Source organism: Argonema antarcticum A004/B2 (genome assembly GCF_023333585.1).
Lineage (GTDB): Bacteria > Cyanobacteriota > Cyanobacteriia > Cyanobacteriales > Aerosakkonemataceae > Argonema > Argonema antarcticum.
This window is the reverse complement of sequence record NZ_JAIQZN010000062.1, coordinates 14,728-36,536: the sequence shown is the minus strand read 5'-3', so window position 1 is coordinate 36,536 and position 21,809 is coordinate 14,728. Positions and strand designations below refer to the sequence as shown.

Below are 21,809 nucleotides of genomic sequence, written 5' to 3'. Positions count from 1 at the left end.
TATACAGCGCTTTTCGGGTGAGTGAGGTACAGAGATACCCGACTTAGCAGGAGTTGTCGGGTATCTCTCCACATAGCCTGTACTTCATCCGACTGCAAGCCGCTATAATATAATTTTAGTAATAAAAGCAGAGTAATAGTTGAGATTGTCCTATGCAAGTACAAACGGCCAAACGCTACTACACTCCCGAAGAATATTTAGAACTAGAAGAGGCGGCTGAGTATAAAAGCGAATACCGAGATGGAGAAATCGTACCTATGACTGGCGGAACCACAAATCATAATAAAATTGCCCTGAATTTCGCTGCCAACTTGAAATTTGGTTTAAGAGGGCAGGATTACGATACTTATATCGGTGATGTGAAGTTATGGATACCTCGTTATCGCCAGCACACTTATCCCGATGTGATGGTAATTAAAGGAGAACCCGTCTATACGGGAACGAATACTACTACGGTGATGAATCCGTTGCTAATTGTTGAAGTCTTATCCAAATCAACTAAAAATTACGATCAAGGTGATAAGTTTCTCTATTATCGATCGATTTCAGAATTTAGGGAATATATCTTGATTGACCAGACGAGATATCATGTCATGCAGTATATAAAAACCCAGGACGGAAAATGGCTGTTAACTGAGTATGAATATTCAGAAGCAGTTCTCCAATTAAGTGCGATCGAGTTTCAGATTAATTTGAAGGATATTTACGAGAAAGTAAATTTTGCAGAAAGTGAGGAGTAAAGTTTTTTAATAACATCTCTTGTTTCGCTGAAATTTATAAGAAAATAGAGAAAGATTAAGGGTTAAGGTAGCTGCCCTATGACTGAGATATCCACTCGAATCGAATTGCCTCCTCCTTTTCCCGACCACACGCAATTACCGGAGGAAGACGGGACTTTTGTGAAAAATTTTCAGGAGCATCCTCAAAGTATTATTCTGACAGATTCTTTAGGCCCGGTTTTACAACAACTGCATCCTGACGGAAATTACGCGATTGGACAAGATTGCGGCATTTATTGGCGGGAAACTGAGCCTCCAGAAAAAGGCGCAGAAGCGCCAGATTGGTTCTACGTACCGAATGTACCGCCGCTGCTGGATGGTCAATATCGACGTTCCTACTCACTGTGGCGGGAATTCGTAGCGCCATTAATTATTTTGGAGTTTGCTAGCGGGGATGGTACAGAAGAACGCGATCGCACATCTTTATCTTATTCTGGTAATGAAGTCACCAGGCCGGGGAAGTTTTGGGTGTACGAACGCATCGTGCGAGTTCCCTACTATGGCATCTATGAAGTCGCCAACGGCAATTTAGAAGTCCACAACCTTGTCAACGGTTTTTTTGAGAAAATGTCTCCCAACGAACGGGGTCATTATGCGATCGCGCACTTAGGTGTAGAATTGGGACTGTGGCACGGAAACTATCAAAACCAAAACTTTCTGTGGTTGAGATGGTGGGATCTCCAAGGCAATTTGTTGCTGACTGGTGCTGAAAGAGCCGAACTCGAAAGTTTACGGGCTGAACAAGAGCGGCAAAAGGCCGAACAAGAGCGACAAAGGGCTGAACAAGAGCGCCAAAGAGCCGAAAGTGCAGAACAGATACTCGCCTCCACCGAACAAGCACGAAGGGATTCTATCCCCCGGTTGTTGGCTATGGGGTTGAGTGTGCAGCAGGTAGCTTCAGCTCTTAGTTTGACTGTGGAAGAAGTTAGGCAGATTTCTTCAGAGTGATAAGCTGTGGCGCATCTATTTTTTAGGGTCGCAATTTGTGAAACTCTTGTGAAGCTGGCATCTTGCCCGCCCCATTTATACAATTTAGATGCGCGACAGCTTATGACTGCTTCAGGAAGCGATCGCACGGAACTTAAGATCGTAGATAAGAAAGCCTAAAATACATCCCGTGACTCAACCTGAAATTTTACGTAATCTGCTGCAAGCCGTCGCTGCGGGTGAAGTTAGCCCAGACGTAGCCCTCGACAAACTAAAGCACTTCGATTTTGAGCCTGTTGGAGATTTCGCTCGTATCGATCATCACCGCCGCCTGCGTACTGGTTTCCCAGAAGTGATTTGGGGACTCGGTAAAACTCCCGATCAAATTGTACAAATTATCGAGGTGATGCGCCAGCACAATCCAGTCGTGATGGCGACGCGCATCGAACCGGCAGTTTATGCTCAACTGCAAGAAAAGATTCCCGATTTGCAATATTTTTCAATGGCGCGGATTTGTGCCATTTCCCCACCCACCTTAGAACCCCAGTATTCTGGCATCATTGGCATTCTCTCAGCGGGAACAGCCGATTTACCCGTCGCAGAAGAGGCAGCTGTGACAGCCGAATTATCCGGCTTCCGGGTGCAACGCCTCTGGGATGTCGGCGTTTCCGGTATCCACCGCTTGCTGAGTAACCGCCACGTCATTGCTGAATGCAACGTCCTCATCGTCGTCGCTGGTATGGAAGGCGCTTTACCCAGCGTGGTGGCTGGTTTGGCCGATTCTCCGACGATCGCAGTTCCCACCAGTGTAGGCTACGGCGCGAGTTTTGGTGGCCTCGCTCCTCTGTTGACAATGCTCAATTCTTGTGCTGCGGGAGTAGCCGTTGTCAATATTGACAATGGTTTTGGTGCGGCGATTTTAGCTGGACAAATTCTTCGGACTGCACACAAATTGAATGCTGGGAATGGGTAATTAGGTACGTAGTTGCGCTTTAGCGCTAAAGCGCAACTATAGCAACCGTCAAGGCAGTTAAAACGTTCTTAATTCCTGAAACGTTGGCGGATTCTAGACCCTAACCCCTAGCTATACATAAGGATGAGAGCGCTGAAGCGCAACTACGTACCAATTTGTGCGATCGTTATGCAAAACCTCAGAAATTTGCCTCAGCAATCAAAAGTTTCGCTCATCTCATTGATTTTACTTGTTTTTTGCTGTTTGGAACTTATATTTAGGATATTTAAATGTTACCTGGGCGAGTTTGTCTCCTTGTTCTGGATAAATTTTGCGTTTTTGATATTCTTATTTTACTGGCCGACTTACTTTTCAACGAATCCAGCCATAACTCAACCGGGCTCTTTAATAGAAGAGTATCGCATAGTTTTAACCGCCATTCTCAGAGCAATATTTTTTTTAATTATCTTCTCTATTTTCTTGGTTATTAGCTTGGCGGTACTTAAAAAAGGTATAAGTGACACGCTTTTATTTGGGACTTTCTTATTCCTTTGGCCGATTTACATATTTATCCAGGTTAAGCATAACTTCCGAAAAGCGATCGTACCTTTTTCCTTGACTGTAATAACTATGATATTAATCCTGCTTACTATTCCCGCCAACCCTACTCTGGAAACATTCAATACCCACTCAAAAGCCTTTGAAGAAGTAGTGGCAATAGTAAAATCGGGAGAGATAAAAACTCCTCCCGGTCAAGTTGTCTCACAAGTAATACTTCCCTGCCAGTATCGTTATCTAGTTGGTTGTCCTAACAGAAAAATTAGCATTACCAAACAGGCTAATACAAATATTATTTTCTTTTGTAGCGATTTGGCAGCTTGGGGAAATAAAAATACAGGGTTTGTTTATAGATCGGATAATGAAGATATATCTGTAAAATCTTCGGAAAAATCTCCATATCTGGAAGTTAGGAAATTACAAGACAATTGGTTTTGGAAAATTGAAGATTAGACAAGGATTGCCAAAGTCCAAGGGAACCCCACCCCCTAACCCCCTCCCCGCCACGGGGAGGGGGAAAATTTATTATTCCATCTCCGTTAATGAGAAGGGTTAGGTTGGGGTTGTAAATTTTTGCAAGGTGTGTATTATTAATAGCTTGGCTTACTCTAGCTGTAGGGGGAATTCATGAATTCCCCCTACAGCCGAGAATTAAATTAAATTTCACCGATTTGAACGACGTTTGCGAATAACCTTTATCCATATAATAATAACTTGTATAAGTATAAGTAAAATAATCACTAATAAACCTATCGGCACAGTTATCAAAGAAAACAAAGCCGTATCTATTACCTGTTCTAAATAATCTGCTAACCGATGATTACTTCCGCAACTTATTTTAGTGAAACACAAATAACTCCGCTCACAACGTTCGTAATTACACCCATATATTCTTTTTAGAATTTTACCACTGACTGAGATAATTAGAGGAAATATCATATAAATAAACACAAAAAACAAAGACACAAAAAAGTTTTTACAGCGCATAGCTTACCTCAATATTAGTACCAGTAAACTTTTGTTTCAGCATTAAACCGAATAGATGTTGCCAATACATCTTGGGAAAGCTTTTCCCACTTTTTGTCACCCAAAGATGAGAGAATGTTAGCTACTATATCTACAAAACGGATTGCATTATTTACCTGATAATAAGTCAGGTAATCTCCGACAGATTTGGAACCATTAAGTGCCAGTCCTGTAGCACCCGCACCGATACCAAAAACGATCGGGCCTGAATCGCTATCTGGCTTAATATTAGCATGAGGAGGATATTCCCGGAAACCAGAGACAATTAGAAAATTTTTATAGTAGTGCTGCTTGTAATTATGCCAAAGTTCTCTTGTCTCTTTGGGAGCAAAATCACCCATGTATTTAGCTGTCCAGGACAATGCACAACCACGTGGGTATTTGGAATATTTTTCAATGCCGGTAAGTTCGGAGTAAGGCAGTTTTGTTTTCGGTTCATTTCCTTGGTTTTTCATATATTCTAGCCATTGCTTGATTGGCATTTGACTGATTTGCGTGTTGTTGTTTCGATCGAATAAATACAATGAATATAATGTAACTGCATTGTCCGCTGGCCACCTATCTTGAGCTTTTTCGTAAGACCTGATATTATGCTGCGGTTCGCCGATAATTTTTTTTGCAAGGTATTGAGAGATGGTGCGATTGAGTGGCAAATATTTGCGATTGCGTGACAATCTTTGATAAGCTCCTAAAATTACATTGAAATGGCTCAAGTATAATCCTTCTTCACCCCAATTAGAAACCTTGTTAATATCCCGGTAAGGTGAAATATCTGGGTGAAGGGCGATTTTGATGGCTTTTTCCAACAAGGGAATAATTTCTGGCTGCTTATCTGGTTTTTGAATGGCATAACTTACCAATCCTTCAGTCATATACGAAAGCGCAATAATGCCTTTACTCCGTGACAAACCAACTTGGCTCAACCCAGTGAAAGGTTGATTTAAAAAAGTTTTAAGTTGAAGGTAATGGTTGTTTGCCTGCATTCCGCTGAAATCATACAGCCAAATGCTAGTTTGAGTGAGGATAAATAATCCGGTGATGGCAAATAGGATGAATTTGGTTTTTTTGTAGCGCTTTTTCAGCCACAAGGCTAAACTAAGAGGAATGGCTGAACCAAAGGTGAGCAAAATCAGCAATGCAATAACACTCATAGGGATTTTAGATTTCAGGTTGAGAAATAGCAAGCCATTTGGGATAGGCGTAAGAATCTTGAGTTTGCAATTTGAAGAGGGGATAACTTTTGAGTACCCTAGCTACAGCTTTAAGATTATCCATTAGGTTGGTATCTTCTCCATACGCTTCAAAGGCAAGACTCCACCAAGCATTGTCGTGGATATTCAACTGAGTTATTTCTACGTTACAGGCGCGATCGATCGCGCGATCGACTGGCACCGATATTAACGAGGTATCGTAGGAGACTTGATACTTACGTTGCGATCGCACCTTCTTGACATTTATCCACGGCGCTTTCTTTACCAAATCTACTGGTATCAAACTTTCTGCGGTCGGATCTTCGCAACTCCACTTCACCCATTTCTCTGCTTTACCCTCCCAATTATCTCCAAAACGCAGCGCATCCAATTCGGCTTTTCGCAATTTGATTTCCAGACGCTTCTGGCGTAGCTTGATTCCTAAGTATTCACACTCAGGAATGTGCAAATACACATCTTCTGGCGGATGGTGATGTTCGCCTAGCGCATCGGTATTGAACCAATCTTGAATCTCTGCTGGTAGCGTACCAGAATAAAACCATCGGATTTCGGTAGTCGTCAACATAGATTCTTAGTTTTTGGTAATTACTAATTGATCGTAGGTGATGGGAATGAAAAATTAAGGATGAAAATTTTTCTCCCCCTCTTCTCCCCTCCCCGTGCGACGGGGAGGGGTTGGGGGTGGGGTTGTTCCTCTGCGCCTAGAGTCCCCCTCTTCTATGGTGATGGGCGTCAACGGCGATCGCGTCAGATAAATGAGACAATATAATCGCAGTGCCAAAGGAAAATATGTAGAGATGCTCAAACGAATCGCAGCGGTACTTTTAGTCGTCCTTAGCTTGACTCTGACGGGTTGCCTTGGAGGGGTTGTCGGGTTAAAAAGCTATATCAATAGCTATGATGGCTACCAGTTCCTCTATCCTAATGGCTGGATTCCATACAACGCCTCAAATGGCCCCAGTGTGGTACTTCACGATTTGATTGAGCAAAGCGAGAACGTCAGCGTTGTGATTAGTCCACTTGAGACGAGCAAAACTCTCAGCGATCTGGGCACTCCTGGTGAGGTAGGATACAAACTGTCAAAAAGTGCGATCGCGCCTTCCGGATCTGGACGCGAAGCAGAATTGGTGAATGCCGAGGCGCGAGAAGGCGGTGGTAAAATTTATTACCTTTTGGAATATATCGTTAAATTGCCAACCCAGTCACGGCATAATTTAGCCAGCGTTGTCATCAGTCGCGGCAAACTCTACACTTTTAACGCATCCACTACAGAAAAGCGCTGGGCAAAAGTGAAGAATCAGTTCCAGCAAATCATTGATTCGTTCTCTGTTTATTAAAGTGGTCATTGGTCATTGGTCATTAGTCATTGGTCATTAGTCATTGGTCATTAGTCATTGGTCATTGGTCATTGGTCATTTGTCATTGGTCATTGGTCATTGGTCATTTGTCATTGGTCATTGGTCATTTGTCATTAGAAACTAACCAAGGACTTCTGACTTTTGACAAGTGAAAAACAACAACGAAGAACTAACAATTGAATGGTCAATCCAAAATCCAAAATCCTCTGGTGCTTCGGTGGGCATCGTGACGGTCACCGCCAAGACGCCCACTTCGCGCCAAATCCAAAATTGGTACTAGCTTCTGCCTCGCCTGCTCGCCGTCGCTTGTTGCAAACTGCTGGGATCGAAGCAGCGGTCTGTCCAAGCGACTTTGATGAGTCCCAAGTCGATCTCAGCGATCCGGTAGAACTGGTGCAAACGTTAGCGCAGCGAAAGGCTGAAACTGTGGCATCTCAATTTGCCGATGCGTTATTGTTAGGTTGTGATTCGGTTTTGTCTCTAGCAGGTGAGATTCACGGCAAACCAGCTGATGCCTCGGAAGCGATCGCACGTTGGCAAATGATGCGCGGTGGAGTAGGCGACCTCTACACAGGTCATGCTTTAATTGACCAAAAACAAGGCAAAACCTTAGTGCGATGTCAGGTGACGCGGGTTTACTTTGCCAATGTGAGCGATCGCCAAATTGAAGCCTACGTTGCTGGCGGCGAACCTTTGAACTGCGCTGGCTGCTTCGCCCTTGAAGGCAAAGGAAGTCTGTTCATCGCGAAAATCGAAGGCTGTCACTCCAACGTCATCGGTCTCAGTATGCCCCTGCTGCGGGAGATGCTGGGCGAATTAGGGTACGATGTCACAGACTTCTGGCAGTTGGCGGATTAAAATAAGTTATGAGCCAAAGCACGCAAAAACCCTTGATTCTAGACCCTTCTTCCCCTAGCCCCTAGCTATACCTGCTTCAGCTTATGACTAAACCTAAATCTAGAAGCTCATCCAGGTTACAGGAAATTAAATCAGACACTCTTTTTGAGAAACTCCCTCCACTTGCTAGAAAATGGGCGGAAAGTTTGCCTTGGGAAGAACGCCGTTATGTTTTGTCCTTGTGTCATCTCCTCTGTGCATCTGCACCAGAAATGCAAGCGGATTTTTTAGACGAATATACGGCTGATGGCTTAGTTTGGCGAATGCTGCAAGACAGAGATACTCAACACCGAGTTCAAAAATATTTAAGAAGATTTAACTTGAAAACAGAGTTAAATAAAGCTGTTTTAAAACGCTATGTAAGGCAGTTTTTTATACATTCATCTCAAGATTTACGAGAACAGCCTAATCTGTATTTAGAATCGGCTTTACGATTGGTGATTAATCCAAAAGAAAAAAATAGCGTTTTTAATTATATTTTAGGCTTTGAACTGCTTAAAATGATCTTCCAAATGAGTTGGGCGCAGCAAGAAAGATTATCTGATTTACAAAAATTCCCAGCTAGTTTTATTAAAACCTATATCAAACCCATTCAAAATGCACACAAGATTAACGGCATAGTTACTCCCAAACACGAAAGAGTTTTTTTTGAAAAGCATGATTATTTTGTCCAAGAGCCTAACATAGCAGAAGACAAAGTAATCGAGCTAGTCATGCCTACTTTTACCGCCAACGCAGTCAGCGATTTTGGGTTTTCAATAATTCGTCATCCCCAATCCTTAGAGTTTGATTATGAATATATTTTTCAGCCGGAACAAGAGGGTATTTTCACCCAAAATCTTGAATCGGTTCGTCTCTAAGGCTATTTGATCGCCTCATCCACTACAGATGTAGAGTCAATTCATGAATTGACTCTACATCTGAGAGGATAATCCAAAATTGAATGACAGGGTTACTAAGTGGGTGGGCGTAAATAAACTGAACTCCCAGAAATCCGGTTTCTCTGACAATACCTTCGCCATTTCTTTGTAGGTTGGGTTGAGTGAAGCGAAACCCAACGCATTTGTTGGGTTTCGTGCCTCTAAGTGGGTGGGCGTAAATAAACTGAACTCCCAGAAACCCGGTTTCTCTGAGAAACCGGGTTTCTAAGGGCTTGAGAGTTTTACGTTTAATGATGCCCTCCTACTTAGGACAGCCTCTCTTGCTGAATCGTTATCCCACGGCTTTCCATTGTTTCTTCAAACAAATCGGTTGGCAGTGCCTGTTCCACAGGCCAAACACCGGGTTTTGTCAGTTTTCCATCCAAGATTAGCTGGGCTAGGCTGCCAGTGCCGTAACCAGCAGCTACGGCTGTATTTTTATGTACCAAAGTCGAACAAAAAATAGATGATTTTCCATCTTTTTTTCCGGTGACTTCAGAACGAATTGCCACGCCAATGCCACTAAAATTGTCGGTGAAATTAGTCATCTTGTGGCTGACATTAGCTAAAAACTCGATTACGTTTGGATTCTTGATCCAGGTGGTAGGCCAAACCTTGGCAACCCACCAAGTTAGGTAATTGTAAAAATCGGGAACAGAACCGAATTTTGTAATAACAGTTTTGACAGGAAAAGTGTCGGGCAAGGTGAAAGTTTCTGGCATATCGTACCAGTAGACGCCATTGCGATCGTAGGGAGGTGGAAATACAACAGCTTCGCGATCGCTATATGGCTTCACCGTCTGCCACTTTCCATCTATCCAAGCTTCAAACGGATTTTGCAAACCCAAAAATGTCGTCCGCATCACCGTAATTCCCGCACCGCCCGAACCCGATACTACATAGCTGAGGTGAATCTTTTCTACCTTATCCAATTGTTCCACATCCTGACGCACCATACTATTAGAAATGCCGGGAAAAATGCCCGTATTGACAATCGCCGTTACGCCAGCTTCTTCAGCGGCAGATTTATAGTTGAGTGCCTTGATCGTAAAAGAACGATGATCGCTGACATCTAAATAATTAACACCTTGTTCGATGCAAGTTTTGAGAACATTGGCATCGCGGTAATGAAAAGGCCCAGCGCAGTGGATGACGATGTTGGTAGATGCAACGGCATTTCGCAACCCCTCCCGATCCGCCAAATCCAAAGCCAGAAACTGCACTTGCGACCCCAGCATTTGAGCTACCGCGATCCCAGCACTTGAGTCCCGCCCAGTAATAGTAATCTCTGCCTTTGTGTGAGCAACCAGATCCGCAGCAACGCTGCTGCCAATCCGTCCGCTTCCTCCTACAATTAAAACTTTATCAGTCATTTGTAAAAATTGATCTCTTTAACCTCAGTGGAGCAAATTTAAATCATCCTCGCCATCATTAGCAAGGATGACTTTTCTTCTGGTGAGGAATTACGTTCAAGAGGTTTTGAAGACCGAGGCTACCGTTGACTTGAAAGAATTTCCCGCATCCTTTAGAGTTTGGGCTAGAGGCTGCTGTGCGTGTAGGAAGACGCGAGCGCAATTGCGTCCCGGCATCCCGGAAATGGAACCGCCGGGATGGGTTCCCGCGCCGGTGAGAAACAGCCCTTCGATCGGCGTTTTGTAATTAGCCAATTCGGGTAAGGGACGGAAGAATACCATCTGATCCAGGGTCATGTCGATGTGGTAATAGTTACCTTTGTAGGCTCCCAGACGCTCTCCCAGTTCGGCGGGGCTTTCGACGCGACGAGCGATCGTAGCTGTCTTGACATTGGGCGCATAATCTGCAAGCTTATCGATGACGCGATCGGCAACTTTATTTTTCAGATCGTCCGTCCAGCCAGTACCGTGTAAGCCAGTCCCCTCCGCACCAGCAATTTGATAAGGAGCAAAATACTCAATCCAAACCGTATGCTTACCCGGAGGAGCCATTGACGGGTCTAGCATCGTCGGCTGAACCAAATACATAGAAGGATCTTCCAGCGGAATCTTGCCAACAGACGGGTCGCTGTGTGCGATTTCCACCTGTCTCACCGAGTCAGCAATCAACACAGAACCGATCAGATATTCATCTTTATGGTCGTGATGCACAAAGCGCAGCGGTTCATCCATCGCTAGGTCGATTTTGAGGATAGTTTCGTTATTGTTAACGATACGACGTTCCAATCTCTCCTTTAAATCTGGGTCGGCTGCATCAACATCGCTTTCATCCACCAATTGCAAGAACAAACGCTTGGCATCAATGTTAGAAATAACACCTTTAGTTGCGCGGTATTCCGTGCCACCACCAACCCGAACTCCCACAGCTTTACCATCATCAACTAAAATCTTCTCAACGTGCTGGTCGGTGAGTACTTTTCCACCCAAGCTTGTAACTAAATTGACTAACGCTTTTACTAAAGCGCCCGTACCGCCTCTAGGTCTTGCCATACCGGGATTATGGCGCATCGCCATCATAATCGCACCCACGGCAATGCTTTTTTGAGAGGGAGGAGCTCCGAGTTCGGATGCTAATCTTGCTAAAGGTGCTTTGAGAAATTCGGAATCAAACCACTCGTTGATGACATCCTCCGCACTGGTAAGCATTGTGCGAATAAAGTCCAATGTCTTGTCCGCGCTACCGATTACGGAAAATAAATCTTTCAGCTTTTGAAAGTCGTAGTTGCCAACAATATCGACGATCGACTTTGGCGGCGCGTTGAACATGGGAATCATAGCATTAAGAACGCGCTGCCAAAAGTCTGTGTATTCTGCATATTTTTTGGCGTCGCGCTCATTGTAGCGGGCAATTTCCGCACAGGTTTTCTCAACCGATGCGTGACCCAAAAAGTATTTACCGTCTGGATGGGGACAAAATACCACTGGGTCGCAGTAAAGATACTCCAGACCGTACTTTTGGAGTTCTAATTCCTCAACTACTGGCCCCAAATGGATAAATTCGTGGTCGATCGCGCACAGGTTAAATTTAAAACCGGGTGCTTCTTTTGGCAATGCTTCCTCGGTTGTTGCCGCACCACCAGGAACAGAACGTTTTTCCAGTAACAGAACGCTATATCCAGCTTTAAGCAAATAAGCGGCGCAAACCAGCCCATTGTGGCCTGCACCAATGATTACAACATCATAAGTTTCCATTTATGCAACTCCGAGAGATTTCAAGCTTACCCTATCCTAAGAAAATTACAAAATGTAAAGAATCTGTCCAATTAGAGAGATTGCCGTGAAAAGCAAGGGGACAAGAGGGAGAGCTTTTGATTGAGGCATACGAAGTTACAAAAATGGCAGTTGTTTGATGTAGGCTTCCGCCATCACCGTTAAGCTGCCTTTTTGCACTTCCATATCTTTGACGCGAAACGCGCTTCCTTCCACTTCATAGTAAGGTAAATTGACCAGTTCCTTGAATTTCAACACCAAAGCAACAATTAATTCCAGGGAAATACCATTTCCCGGCGTACAGTGGAAAGCTTCTAGTAACAGTGGCTGCGAAGAAGTGCGTGGGTAAAGCAAGGCAATGAAGTCTAACTGTCGAGAATTACCCTCGTGCAGCAGAACTTTGCCGCTGCATTTTATCTGACCGTTACCTGGTAGGTGAATCTCGATCTGTTGCAATTCCAGGTTGACAATTTGACCATCCACATCCAGATCTAAAGGTGGTAATTTGCTGCGGATGTAGTCGGTGTTGAGAGAGAGGTTGATATCTTCTTCTGTTAGTACAACGCGGATAGCGGCATCGGTCGGATGATTAAGTTTAATTTCACCAAAAAGAGCGCTTAAGGGATTAATTGAAATCCGACCTGTTTGTACTTGTACTTCCTGCACGCGGATGTCTTTTTGGATTGACAAACCTTGGCCTGCAAATGAAACTGAATCGGCTTGTCCTTGAACGATATTAAGCAGATTGGTTCGGACATCTACATTGACGTCCTCTACTTTATCTACTTGGCTAATTACCCCTATTTCTGCTGCGGCAGAAAGGACATCTTCCTCTAGCCGGTGTTCCTCGTCTCGCGTCATGATTTAGTCTCCCGATCGCATATATTTTGCCAATTTACGCGATCGCGTCAATTAATTTATCTGCATGGCGATATAGGAAATATTTTGCTGTTATCTATATTTTGTTTATTTTTCAGCTAAACAGCAGTTTCCATGATTCCAGATTTCCGATAACGTCGATCGCAAACAACCATCCGCACGCCGCCAGATGGGCCTAATGTAAAGCCTCGACGTATAGGTCGAACTGGACGTTTATCGGCAAGTGCCAATTGCCAGCGCGATAGTATTGTTCCCAGCACCAGTTTCATTTCAAATGCTGCCAATGCTATACCGAGACAACGACGATTACCTCCTCCAAAGGGGAAATATTCGTATGGGGAATACTGGCGTTCTAAAAAACGTTCTGGTTTAAATTTGTCTGGTTCTGGGTAAATATTTTCTCGCCGATGTGTTAAATAAATACAGGGAGCTATCTGTGTACCTGGTTCAAACAAATGACCCATAATTTCTATGGGAGATTTGGCAATTCTGCCAAAGGTGATAAACAAAATTGGATAAATTCGCAGCGTTTCGTTGCAAACAGCAGTAAGATAGGGCAGTTTGGCAAAAGCCGCTGGATCTGGGTTGTCGCCAAGGTTGTCTATTTCTTGCAGCAACTTGTCGAGTACGCCCGGTACGTGGTGAATTGAATATAGTGCCCAAGCTAAGGATGTGGCTGTAGTTTCGTGACCGGCGACTAAAAGCGATCGCAATTCGTCATATAATTCTGCATCTGTCATTGGTCGATCGTTTTCGTCGCGTGCAGACATAAGTAAAGAGAGGATGTCTGTGCGGGATGGATCTGGTTTTTCTCGACGTTCTTTAATTTCCGCCAAGAGGAGTTTGCTAATTTCCTCTTGGCGACGCAAGAAGCGACCCCACGGGCTCCACACACCTAAATCTTTTTGCAGTGACGGAAAGAAAAGTAAAATGGAATTCAACGGTGAACTGATCTCATCCAGCATTTCTGACAAAAGTTGCCGCAGTTGTTGACTGCGCGTTCCTTCTTGCAAACCGAACACTGCTTGTAAGATTACGCGCAGGGAAATCTCTTGCATTACCTCGCGAACTGAGAATTTCTGACCGATTTGCCACTCGTCGGTAACTGCAAGCGCGATATCTTGAATTAGCTGACCGTAGGTTCGCATCCGTTCGCCGTGGAACGGAGGCATCAACAATTGGCGTTCTCTGCGGTGGCGATCGCCATCCATCAACATCAGCGAATACTGTCCGAGTATCGGTTTTGCCAACTGGTTCGCAGGCCCGCTGTCAAACTGTTTGTAATCGGCTGTAAAAACTTCTTTAATTGCCTGTGGGTTGCTTAAGAAGACGATGGGATTACAATTCTCGCCCACCCGCAACGTGAAAATTTCGCCATAATTTTTAGCACAGGTATCCATCAGTGTCAAGGGGCTAGCAACCCATTGCAGCAGCTGTACAATTTCGGGAGTTTTCGGGCCATCAGGGAGTTTCATAAAGAATTTTGATTACAAATTTTTCTTTTAGTGCCTGTACAAAACTAAGCTAGCAAAAGTACAGGCGATCTTGCCTTCTAGAGTGAAATTACTAGAGTGAAATGAGAGGTTGTGATGATTGACAATAGAGAACTCGCCCCCATAGAGCAAGCTATGGAAATTTTGAATCGCCGTGCTGGCTCGTATAATGTGGTAACAATCAGTCGAATCGAAGGTTTTCTCAACGAAGAAATTCTCAGACAGGTTCTAGACCTTATTCAGTGTCGTCATCCTCGTCTGAATTCTCGTATTGTCGGTGATTTGGATAATCTTCGTTTTGAAACAGAAGGGACACAAAAGATTCCTTTGCGTGTTGAGAACAAGTTGCACAACGAGGAGTGGCAAGAAGTAGTTCTGGAAGAGATGAATGAAAAAATTGATAGTAGTAAAGTTCTTCTGCGATCTGTCCTTGTTCCAACCTTTGCGGGAAAAATGATTTTGAATTTTATGTTTTCTGAACCTTCCCTCGGTAGGGATACTATGGAAAGTCTTGTCAACAATGCAATATTGTGTCTCGTTGAGACTTGCAATAACAAGGTTGTCACACTCATGACATGACTATACTGTAGGGTGCGTTGCAACGCACCCTAAACTACTAACTGGAGACAGCTTCCAGGGTGCGAGATTTTACCGCTCGCTCACATTTTACTACTAGCTGAATGCTGCGATCGGGTGCTGTCACCAAACCGCGCCGTTTTGGTCGCACTTCGCCATTATCGACAAGTTCTAATTCTAAACGCGAAAGTATTTTAGCCAGCGCTATTTTCATTTCAAACATGGCAAAGGCAAAACCAATGCAGCGTCTCGCGCCACCGCCAAAAGGCAAAAACTCATAAGGAGAAAACTGTCTTTCCAAAAATCTTTCTGGTTTAAACTTCCTTGGTTCGGGATACAAATCCTCGCGGTGGTGCGTCAGATAAATAGAACCTATCAAAACCGTACCCGGTTTGAAATCGTAACCTGCTAGGGATACCTCTTCTTTCGCCACTCTTGGGAAAGTAAGCATAGCTACTGGGTAAATTCGCAGTGTCTCGTTGCAAACGGCGTTGAGGTAAGGTAATTTTAAAATCGCGTTGGAGTCTGGATTTTCCCCAAGAGTATCCAATTCTTGCAGTAGTTTTTCGCGCACTTCTGGCAATTTGTGAATCCAATACAGCGCCCAAGCTAACGCTGTTGCCGTAGTTTCGTGACCCGCCACCAACAGAGTCATCAACTCATCGCGCAATTCTTGGTCTGTCATTGGTTGTCCCGCTTCATCAACTGCTGCCATCAGCAAGCTGAGGATATCCGTGCGAGAGGGGTCGGGATTTTCGCGACGTTCTCGAATTTCTTCATAAAGAAGTTGGTCAACTTGCTGCTGGCGACGAACAACTCTTCCCCACGGACTCCAAGCGCCTAAATCCTTTTGGAAAGCTGGAAAATAAAGCATCGCGACGCTTAAGGGAGTACTCGCCTCATCCAGCATGACACTGAGAAGTTGCTCTAATTTTTGGGCGCGTGGGCCTTCGTATAAGCCAAATACCGCTTCCAAAATCGTCCGCAGAGTGATTAATTGGGTAGAAGATCGAACGCAGAAGGGTTTGCCTATCTGCCATCTATTCATTATTTCGTCGGTGATATTGCTAATCGCATTTCCATAGGTTCGCATCCTTTCGCCGTGAAAGGGTGGCATCATCAGTTGGCGCTGACGTTGGTGTGCCGTACCGCTGAGGGTGATTACAGACTGCTTCCCTAGTAAAAATTCAAAAATCACGTTTAAATCACCGGGTGCTTCAAACTGCTTGGTTGTATCCCCTGTCAAAATCTGTTGCAGTACTTGGGTGTTACTAACGAACACCAAAGGGTCAGATTTTGTGCCCAGTCGGATGCTGAAGAGATCGCCATAGCGTTTGGCGCAGTCTTCCATAAATGACATTGGGCTAAATACCCACTGGAGTATTTGTACAAATGTTGGGGTTTGCGGGCCTTTTGGTTGTTTCATTGGATCTGGTTGTTTGAGAAAATGTTTCTTGTTACTTAAACTAAGTTAAACTATCTAATTTTTCTTTGGGTCATATTTGACTTAGTTATCTTTGTCTTACATACAATTAATAAATTTTGACAACTAATAGTTGTAAAATTTTTGTTAAATTCATTCAGCACGTACTGTCTCCTCATACACTTTAAGGAACTCATGACTGCAACAACTCCAAAAGCAACATCAATCCCGGATTTTTGCGAAGGTATTCAATACTTTGGCGAAGCGCTACCACATTTTGAGACGTATGGTGCGAAATCTGCGATCGCAGAGGGCAGTGTAGGAATTTCTGACCCGACTGACCAAGCTGCTGTCTACCAAACTTTGCTGGTTGCAGATGCTCTGCGCTATCTTACTCTGCAAGTGACAGGAAGTAAAGCTTCTGGACACCCAGGCGGTTTTGCCAGCCAAGCGGAAGCTTATGCTGCTTTGGTGATGCTGGGATATAAGAATATTATCACAGAAGTTGGACACCACGCCCCTGGTTTTTATAGTGCGATGTTCCTCGATCGCTCTTTGGAGGACATGGGTATTTCTACTGTGCAGCAATTGCGCGATCGCTATCGGGAAAAGCACGGACTTTTGGGCCACCTTTCCGGCTACATCCCCGGTATTCTCGCACCTGCTGGCCCGCTCGGTCAAGGTCAGCACTTTGCAATGGCAGCTGCTTTATTGCACAAAGACAAACTTTTCCCCTTCACAGTCGGTGATGGCGGTTTTGGTGAACCTTATGTGATGAGCAGTATGGCACATTTCCACACCGCTTATCCCAGCGCAACTAACTTTTTGCCTGTGTTGGTTTGGAATGGTTACAGTCAGGAACATCATAGCATGGTTTCCACCAAAACCAATGAGGAAATGCTTGCTTATTGGCACGGTAATGGTTTTGAAGAAGTTATCTTAGTGAATGCTAAAGACTTTGACGATAAAAACCAACCTGGCGATTATGTTGATAGCACCGCTTTCTCTTTTGAACAGCGCCTCGCTTTCACCAAAGCGGTGTTAGCTGGTATTGACAAAGCAGCGAAATCTGCACTTAGCGGCAAACTCACGGCATTTATCATCAAACAATTGAAAGGTGCGGGAGTTCACGCACGGGGAGCAAAATCTCACAATCTTTATCCCAAAGATACTTTAGATGCGCCGCACATTATAAATGCGTTGAAAGGACGTGCTTTATCAGCGTCAGCTTGGCAATTGGTGCGGACAAATTGCGAAAAAGCTGGTGGTGGCCCCGCTGCGAAAACTGTCGTGACAGAATTTCAATTACCGTTGCCAGAATTAGGTGAATTGCCTTTGGAAGAATATGCTGTAGGTGGAGATCCGAAGGTTTCAACAACAGCAATGGGGAGATTAGTTGGGAAAGTGGGAGAATGCGATCGCACTTTTTTAGTTACCAACGCCGACGGTAACGAAGCATCTGGAATTGCCAATATCAACCAGGCATTAAAGATTATTCACCCTACCACCGACGACCTTTACAATCAATCGCCAAACGGACAAGTTTACGAACCATTGAGTGAAGATGCTTGTGCAGGATTAGCTGTTGGTTTATCCCTGATGGGTGCGAGAAGTTTGTGGTGTTCCTACGAATCTTTTGCCATCAACGGATTACCAATTTGGCAAACTGTCACGCAAGCAATGGCAGAATTGCGCCGTCCTACTCCTGCCACTATTACTTTATATACGGCAGGCGCTTTAGAGCAAGGACGCAACGGTTGGACGCACCAACGACCGGAAGTTGAAGCATATTTTGCGGCGATGATGCGAAATGGCAATGTCTTCCCATTATTCCCACCCGATGCTAACAGCATCCAAGTTTGTTATGACTGGGCATTGACAACAAAGAATAAGGGAATTGTGATTACTGCCAGCAAGTCACCATTGCCAATTCGTACCACTTTTGAACAAAATCGTCAAGGGTTAGAAGATGGTGCGATCGTATTGCATGAAGTTGCTGGTGGTAAGAAAGTTGTGTTTGCAGTTGTTGGCGATATGACGCTAATTCCTGTATTTGAAGCAGCAGCTTTCTTGGAAACTGAAGGTATTGGGGTAAAGATAGTTTCTGTTATCAATCCTCGCCGTTTGTATCGTCCTAATGATGTTGCTTGGGATACTTGTTCTGAACCTGATGGTGTATTTTTGGATGATGCAAAATTCGCAGAGATATTTGGTGGCGATGCGCTAATTGGTGTTACTGGTGGCGCGAGTGGAATGTTGGAACCAATTATGTTGAGAAGTAACGCCAAACGCGATACTTTCGCATGGAAACGTGGGGAAACAACTGCTTCTGCTGGTGAGTTGATGGCGTTTAATGGATTGACTGCTGAAGCGTTGACAAAACGTGCGATCGAGTTAGTGCATTAGACATCTCCAAAAAACATTGTAGAGACGTTTCTATCAACGCTCTCTACAATGGTTCTAGGCAACGCACGTTTAATTTCTGGAGATGTCTATTAAGAATTGACCTCTCCCCCTTGCCCCTGCCCCTCTCCTGCGAGGAGAGGGTAGTAAAGAAATTGTATAATTGTAGGGGCGGGTTTAGACGATCAGCTTTGATTCCAACAGATCGCCTGATGACAAAACCCGCCCTATTATACAAAACCGATGTAACCAGACACGATATGAGGGGTAAGTGAATCGTGAGGGCATACCGTAAGCGATTTCGTTACAATAAAATTATCCTCATAGTTCACAAGAATAGATAATCAAATTTTTGCTAACCGTTACCAGGCTAAAAAGGGAGAAAAAAATGAGATTTATCAGTCCCAAGGTCGATTATGCCTTTAAAAAAATCTTCGGTTCCTCACAAAGCCAAGAGATCTTAATCAGCTTTCTCAATGCGATTATTTATTCAGGCGAGAAAGTGATTCAATCGTTAACCATTATCAACCCATATAATCCCGGTCAAGTTCTCAGCTTAAAAGAAACTTATTTAGATGTAAAAGCCATTTTAGCCGATGGCTCAATTGTCCTCATAGAAATGCAAATAGCGCGAGTGAGTGCTTTCAGCAAAAGGGTGATTTATAATGTGGGTAAAGCTTATACAAATCAGTTAGGGATTGGCGAAGACTATTTCAGTCTCACCCCAGTAATTGGCGTGACGATCGTGGATTTTATATTGTTTAACCAAACTCCCGACGTAATCACTCAATTTGTGTTTCAGGAGAAAACAAGAAAATTTGCCTATCCCGATCCTGAATTGCAGCTAATATTTATAGAATTGCCGAAATTTAAGAAAAGTTTATCAGAGTTAACGAGTTTAAGCGATCGGTGGATTTATTTTATTAAGGAAGCAGTCACTTTGGATGAAATACCAGAGAGATTAGGAGAAGTCAGTGAGATAGAACTAGCGTTAAATATGGCCAACCAAGCGAACATGACAGTAGAAGAATTAGAATTAGTAGAACGGCGAGCGATGATGTTACAAGATGAGCGAGGGCGGCTGACTTATGCTAAAGAAGAAGGGCGGGTCACGGAAGCGATCGCTCTAGTTATGCGTTTACTGAAAAAGCGTTTTGGAGAAATTTCAGCAGTAATAACCAGCCAAATTGAAAACCTATCTATTCAAGATTTGGAAAATTTAGCAGAAGATTTATTAGACTTTAAGAATTTGGCAGATTTGGAAAAATGGTTGGAGAGACGTATTTAGCGCTTATGGATTGACTGCGGAAGCGTTGACGAAAGGTGCGATCGAGTTAGTGCATTAAGGCTTGAGGTGATGCCCCTACCTGGGTTATACTAGGTAGGGGCAAGTAATAATTAAGATAAGAGAGCGATCGCTATTATTGAGGAAAAAGTATGACCGCAGAATCAGATAATATTGATGAACGGGTAGCGCGACTGGCGGAACAGCAACGGGAAATGCACGCGCAAACAATGGCTGAATTCGCTGAACTTAAAACAATTAGCCAACAGCAAGCTGAAACTGCCAAACAGCAAGCTGAAAATGCCAAACAGCAAGCTGAAACTGCCAAACAGCAAGCTGATAGTATCCGTAGTTTAGCAGGTGCGTTTAGTGACCAAGCTAGGGCTTATCGCGAGTTTAGCCGCAATTTGCCTGATGTGATGGAGGCAACGCGACGTTCTGCACAAGCTAGTGAAGGTGCTTTATATATGGCACAACGGACGTTAGAAGCGGTGCGAGATTTGATTGAAGAGTTGAGACAGCAACGTGGATAGGTGTATGAAATGCGGTTGAAAAGTGCGATCGAGTTAGTGCATTAAGCTTAGGTGATGCCCCTGCCTGGGTTATACGGCTCTTCCGTACTTAGTGTGCTAAGTTAACTTAAATTTATCCTCAAGGCTTTGCTACGTAAGGCGTTAAGTTATTTACACCCAAAGCTTGGTTATGGCAACTTGCTGCGGATGGGCAATCACCTTGAAATCCCTGCCAAGCTTTGCGCGTAGGACACAAAAAAACTAATCGTTTGGCACACTAAGTACGGAAGACCCGCATTATCGCACCATCCTTTTCCAATCATACTACCCACTATTTCCGGGCTACCCCTTCTTTAGCTTCACGCCGCGATCGCCACTTCTGCGCGATCGCCGTTGACATTTCATCCAATTTTATAAACGTATCTTCACCCTCTTTTACAAGTTCGGCAATTTCTTCTAGTTTTGCCAGTTGCTTTTCAGTCAATGATGGTTGTGTCATAATCCTAACTCTTCCAATTGATTGATAATTCGTCTCACCCTCATTTTAGCTTCCAATATTACCCCCAGCAATGCCATCCCAAAAGCGATCGCACTCTCATCCCTCAATCCCAAGTGCGATCGCGTAACGTGCAAGCTTAGAACAGCATATCCCTCGTTCCTAAATTCACTACAAAGCAGCAATTTGTTGTGCAAACCACATCGCCGCCATCCCATTTCCTTGACTCAAAATTTTCAAAGTTTCCGATAACAAAGAAATTGGCAAACCCTCAAGAACTCCTGAAAATTCGCATTCCCGATATTTGCCATTCTCTTGCAACCGAAATGCCAATACCCTTTCACCTTTAATATCTACAACCCAATATTCGGGAATTTTTAAAGCCGCATACAATCGTTTCTTTTCATCTAAATCGTTTGCCAAAGTCGTATCGGCAATTTCACACACTAAATCCGGTACTCGCCAATTATCTAGATTAATTCGACGCGGTTCCCCTTCTTGCCATTGGGGAAAACCTTCACCGATATATAAAACTCGATCGGGCGCACCTCCACCCACCTTTGGCTTCTCAATTACGCAACCGCCGAGGTCGTCAAAAGCTTGTCCTCCTTTGCTAGTAAACCAAAAGCCAAACACCAGTGTAAGCAGAGCGTTGAATCTAGCGTGATTAATTCCTTCGTTACCCATGTCAATCAAAAGATAGCCTTCATAAAAAAATATCCTGGCTGACTCCAAAGTTCGATCTTCGCAGGCAGCTATATAATCTTCCCATGTAGCGGGTTGCCATTGGATAATTGGGGTATTATCTAATAGACTAATGGTGGATGAACTTACGGTAGTCATAATTGGTGAAGCAGGCTAGGATAGTAGGCCAAATAGGGGAGTCAAACTGAGCGATATAGCAATACAGTTCCAGTCTAACACTATTTGTT

At 44.0% G+C, this 21,809-nt stretch carries 21 protein-coding genes; 11 read left to right on the top strand and 10 right to left on the bottom strand.

Annotated features, from left to right (window positions below; genetic code table 11):
- The first annotated feature begins 152 nt into the window (after nt 1–152).
- The 4 genes from LAY57_RS23475 to LAY57_RS23460 all read left to right on the top strand — a co-directional run bounded on the left by LAY57_RS23475 (nt 153) and on the right by LAY57_RS23460 (nt 3,669).
- Nucleotides 153–740, top strand: a complete 588-nt coding sequence (locus LAY57_RS23475) for a Uma2 family endonuclease (RefSeq protein WP_249069521.1) — start codon at nt 153–155, stop codon at nt 738–740.
- Nucleotides 741–818: 78 nt separating this feature from the next.
- A complete protein-coding gene (locus LAY57_RS23470; protein WP_249069520.1) occupies nt 819–1,727 on the top strand; it encodes a Uma2 family endonuclease in 909 nt (302 codons plus the stop codon).
- 169 nt (nt 1,728–1,896) lie between these two features.
- The gene (larB, locus tag LAY57_RS23465; RefSeq protein ID WP_249069519.1) at nt 1,897–2,679 is read left to right on the top strand and encodes a nickel pincer cofactor biosynthesis protein LarB; all 783 of its coding nucleotides are present in this window, start codon (nt 1,897–1,899) and stop codon (nt 2,677–2,679) included.
- Nucleotides 2,680–2,802: 123 nt separating this feature from the next.
- Nucleotides 2,803–3,669 (top strand): hypothetical protein, encoded by an 867-nt coding sequence (locus LAY57_RS23460; RefSeq protein ID WP_249069518.1) that lies wholly within the window; start codon nt 2,803–2,805, stop codon nt 3,667–3,669.
- A gap of 548 nt (nt 3,670–4,217) precedes the next feature.
- Here LAY57_RS23460 and LAY57_RS23455 read toward each other — a convergent pair.
- Together LAY57_RS23455 and LAY57_RS23450 are read right to left on the bottom strand one after the other, a co-directional pair.
- Complete coding sequence (locus LAY57_RS23455) at nt 4,218–5,393, bottom strand: hypothetical protein (RefSeq protein WP_249069517.1); 1,176 nt, start codon at nt 5,391–5,393, stop codon at nt 4,218–4,220.
- A 7-nt stretch (nt 5,394–5,400) separates the two neighbouring features.
- Nucleotides 5,401–6,018: a hypothetical protein gene (locus tag LAY57_RS23450; protein ID WP_249069516.1), complete on the bottom strand. Its 618-nt coding sequence runs from the start codon at nt 6,016–6,018 to the stop codon at nt 5,401–5,403.
- Between the two features lie 232 nt (nt 6,019–6,250).
- Between LAY57_RS23450 and psbP the strand changes: the two genes are divergently transcribed.
- From psbP to LAY57_RS23435, 3 genes are all read left to right on the top strand, one after another.
- Nucleotides 6,251–6,790 (top strand): photosystem II reaction center PsbP, encoded by a 540-nt coding sequence (gene psbP / locus LAY57_RS23445; RefSeq protein WP_249069528.1) that lies wholly within the window; start codon nt 6,251–6,253, stop codon nt 6,788–6,790.
- A gap of 201 nt (nt 6,791–6,991) precedes the next feature.
- Nucleotides 6,992–7,669: a Maf family protein gene (locus LAY57_RS23440; protein ID WP_249069515.1), complete on the top strand. Its 678-nt coding sequence runs from the start codon at nt 6,992–6,994 to the stop codon at nt 7,667–7,669.
- 83 nt (nt 7,670–7,752) lie between these two features.
- Nucleotides 7,753–8,568, top strand: coding sequence for a cobyrinic acid a,c-diamide synthase (locus LAY57_RS23435; protein WP_249069514.1), 816 nt, complete (start codon nt 7,753–7,755; stop codon nt 8,566–8,568).
- Nucleotides 8,569–8,894: 326 nt separating this feature from the next.
- Here the strand turns inward: LAY57_RS23435 and LAY57_RS23430 are convergent, their stop codons facing one another.
- The 4 genes from LAY57_RS23430 to LAY57_RS23415 form a co-directional block, all read right to left on the bottom strand.
- Nucleotides 8,895–10,001, bottom strand: coding sequence for a saccharopine dehydrogenase family protein (locus LAY57_RS23430; protein ID WP_249069513.1), 1,107 nt, complete (start codon nt 9,999–10,001; stop codon nt 8,895–8,897).
- 96 nt (nt 10,002–10,097) lie between these two features.
- Nucleotides 10,098–11,792, bottom strand: a complete 1,695-nt coding sequence (gene crtO, locus LAY57_RS23425; RefSeq protein ID WP_249069512.1) for a beta-carotene ketolase CrtO — start codon at nt 11,790–11,792, stop codon at nt 10,098–10,100.
- Nucleotides 11,793–11,927: 135 nt separating this feature from the next.
- Entirely contained in the window at nt 11,928–12,671 is a 744-nt protein-coding gene (locus LAY57_RS23420; RefSeq protein WP_249069511.1) for an LmeA family phospholipid-binding protein, read from the bottom strand.
- Between the two features lie 116 nt (nt 12,672–12,787).
- On the bottom strand, nt 12,788–14,164 hold the full coding sequence (locus LAY57_RS23415; protein ID WP_249069510.1) for a cytochrome P450: 1,377 nt from the start codon (nt 14,162–14,164) through the stop codon (nt 12,788–12,790).
- 111 nt (nt 14,165–14,275) lie between these two features.
- Here LAY57_RS23415 and LAY57_RS23410 point away from each other — a divergent pair, with 111 nt between their 5' ends.
- Complete coding sequence (locus LAY57_RS23410) at nt 14,276–14,761, top strand: hypothetical protein (RefSeq protein WP_249069509.1); 486 nt, start codon at nt 14,276–14,278, stop codon at nt 14,759–14,761.
- A 37-nt stretch (nt 14,762–14,798) separates the two neighbouring features.
- Here LAY57_RS23410 and LAY57_RS23405 read toward each other — a convergent pair whose 3' ends face one another.
- Nucleotides 14,799–16,184: a cytochrome P450 gene (locus tag LAY57_RS23405; protein WP_249069508.1), complete on the bottom strand. Its 1,386-nt coding sequence runs from the start codon at nt 16,182–16,184 to the stop codon at nt 14,799–14,801.
- A 192-nt stretch (nt 16,185–16,376) separates the two neighbouring features.
- Here LAY57_RS23405 and LAY57_RS23400 point away from each other — a divergent pair, with 192 nt between their 5' ends.
- The 3 genes from LAY57_RS23400 to LAY57_RS23390 all read left to right on the top strand — a co-directional run bounded on the left by LAY57_RS23400 (nt 16,377) and on the right by LAY57_RS23390 (nt 20,402).
- Nucleotides 16,377–18,587, top strand: a complete 2,211-nt coding sequence (locus LAY57_RS23400; RefSeq protein WP_249069507.1) for a phosphoketolase family protein — start codon at nt 16,377–16,379, stop codon at nt 18,585–18,587.
- Between the two features lie 385 nt (nt 18,588–18,972).
- A complete protein-coding gene (locus tag LAY57_RS23395; RefSeq protein ID WP_249069506.1) occupies nt 18,973–19,872 on the top strand; it encodes an Rpn family recombination-promoting nuclease/putative transposase in 900 nt (299 codons plus the stop codon).
- A 149-nt stretch (nt 19,873–20,021) separates the two neighbouring features.
- A complete protein-coding gene (locus LAY57_RS23390; protein ID WP_249069505.1) occupies nt 20,022–20,402 on the top strand; it encodes a hypothetical protein in 381 nt (126 codons plus the stop codon).
- A gap of 310 nt (nt 20,403–20,712) precedes the next feature.
- On the opposite strand, the gene LAY57_RS23385 is transcribed toward LAY57_RS23390, so the two are convergent.
- The 3 genes from LAY57_RS23385 to LAY57_RS23375 are packed head-to-tail and all read right to left on the bottom strand — an operon-like array spanning nt 20,713 to nt 21,720.
- Nucleotides 20,713–20,880 (bottom strand): hypothetical protein, encoded by a 168-nt coding sequence (locus LAY57_RS23385; protein WP_249069504.1) that lies wholly within the window; start codon nt 20,878–20,880, stop codon nt 20,713–20,715.
- Complete coding sequence (locus LAY57_RS23380; RefSeq protein ID WP_249069503.1) at nt 20,877–21,074, bottom strand: hypothetical protein; 198 nt, start codon at nt 21,072–21,074, stop codon at nt 20,877–20,879. The genes LAY57_RS23385 and LAY57_RS23380 overlap by 4 nt, the downstream gene beginning before the upstream one ends.
- Entirely contained in the window at nt 21,049–21,720 is a 672-nt protein-coding gene (locus LAY57_RS23375) for a Uma2 family endonuclease (RefSeq protein ID WP_249069502.1), read from the bottom strand. Before LAY57_RS23375 ends, LAY57_RS23380 begins: the two co-directional genes overlap by 26 nt.
- Nucleotides 21,721–21,809: the final 89 nt, after the last annotated feature.